This is a genomic window from Heliorestis acidaminivorans (assembly GCF_008933955.1).
Classification (GTDB): Bacteria; Bacillota; Desulfitobacteriia; order Heliobacteriales; family Heliobacteriaceae; genus Heliorestis; species Heliorestis acidaminivorans.
This window is the reverse complement of sequence record NZ_WBXO01000038.1, coordinates 1-689: the sequence shown is the minus strand read 5'-3', so window position 1 is coordinate 689 and position 689 is coordinate 1. Positions and strand designations below refer to the sequence as shown.

Annotated in this window: 8 tRNA genes; all 8 read left to right on the top strand. The window is 55.0% G+C overall.

The annotated features are described in order from the left end of the window. Nucleotides 1–13: 13 nt before the first annotated feature. A tRNA-Phe gene (locus tag F9B85_RS14170) sits at nt 14–89 on the top strand. Between the two features lie 7 nt (nt 90–96). Further along, nucleotides 97–180: transfer RNA gene (locus F9B85_RS14165), tRNA-Tyr, on the top strand. A gap of 4 nt (nt 181–184) precedes the next feature. After that, nucleotides 185–259: transfer RNA gene (locus F9B85_RS14160), tRNA-Gln, on the top strand. Nucleotides 260–264: 5 nt separating this feature from the next. Further along, a tRNA-Lys gene (locus F9B85_RS14155) sits at nt 265–340 on the top strand. A 6-nt stretch (nt 341–346) separates the two neighbouring features. After that, nucleotides 347–422: transfer RNA gene (locus F9B85_RS14150), tRNA-Glu, on the top strand. 8 nt (nt 423–430) lie between these two features. After that, a tRNA-Val gene (locus tag F9B85_RS14145) sits at nt 431–506 on the top strand. A 7-nt stretch (nt 507–513) separates the two neighbouring features. Beyond that, nucleotides 514–590, top strand: a tRNA-Asp gene (locus tag F9B85_RS14140). A gap of 8 nt (nt 591–598) precedes the next feature. Next, nucleotides 599–689, top strand: a tRNA-Ser gene (locus F9B85_RS14135).

Genomic DNA, 689 nt, shown 5'->3' with positions numbered 1-689 from the left:
CCACCATGTATTTGCCTCGATAGCTCAGTCGGTAGAGCAGAGGACTGAAAATCCTCGTGTCGGTGGTTCGATTCCGCCTCGAGGCACCATCTTATCGGAGGGATTCCCGAGTGGCCAAAGGGAGCAGACTGTAAATCTGCCGCGTAAGCTTCGAAGGTTCGAATCCTTCTCCCTCCACCATTGTTGGGGTGTAGCCAAGTGGTAAGGCAGCGGACTTTGACTCCGCCATTCGTTGGTTCGAATCCAGCCTCCCCAGCCATTTAGGATCCATTAGCTCAGTTGGTAGAGCACCTGACTTTTAATCAGGGTGTCGCTGGTTCGAGTCCAGCATGGATCACCATGTTAAGGCCCGTTGGTCAAGTGGTCTAAGACACCGCCCTTTCACGGCGGTTACAGGGGTTCGAATCCCCTACGGGTCACCATTTTTATTGGGCGATTAGCTCAGCTGGGAGAGCACCTGCCTTACAAGCAGGGGGTCGGCAGTTCGATCCTGTCATCGCCCACCATACAATTGGAGCTGTGGTGTAGAGGCCTAACATGCCTGCCTGTCACGCAGGAGACCGCGGGTTCGAATCCCGTCAGCTCCGCCATTTCATTTGGAGTGGTACTCAAGCGGCTGAAGAGGACGGTTTGCTAAACCGTTAGTGGGCGTAAGTCCAGCGAGGGTTCAAATCCCTCCCACTCCGCCA